Origin of the sequence: Methanococcoides sp. NM1, from assembly GCF_900774285.1 — an archaeon.
GTDB lineage: Archaea > Halobacteriota > Methanosarcinia > Methanosarcinales > Methanosarcinaceae > Methanococcoides > Methanococcoides vulcani.
Genome location: NZ_CAAGTW010000033.1, coordinates 1 through 467 on the forward strand (window position 1 = coordinate 1; position 467 = coordinate 467).

The window sequence follows — 467 nt, forward strand, 5'->3', positions numbered from 1 at the left end:
TTGTTAATTTGCCTGATGGCTTCTATAAGATCAGATCCGTCAAAGAGTCACAATCCCCGATGGGTGGAACGTATTACTACATCGGAGAAAGAACGGTAATTATTCAGGATGGAAATGCCATCACCGGCGCTGAGATTGTAGCAAAATCCACCAGTGAAGCTGAGATGGATCAGCTAAAGGATAAGATCGAGAACGGAACCTGTGCAGGATTCGCGGGGGCTGCCGTCGTTTCAGGTACTGCAATGTTCGAGATGATGCCTGGAACAAACGTGGCACAAAAGAATGCAACCATGGGAATATTCAGGATACCTGTGGAAGAAACATTGATGACGACCGCAACCAGTGATAGTGAGACTGCTGCATATAGTTTTGTTAATTTGCCTGATGGCTTCTATAAGATCAGATCCGTCAAAGAGTCACAATCCCCGATGGGTGGAACGTATTACTACATCGGAGAAAGAACGGTA

The 467-nt window shown here is 45.6% G+C and carries 1 protein-coding gene; it reads left to right on the plus strand.

Translation table 11 applies throughout. From position 1 onward, the window contains the following. A partial coding sequence (locus tag E7X56_RS11885) for a hypothetical protein (protein WP_167879541.1) occupies nt 1-467 on the plus strand: 467 nt, incomplete at both ends.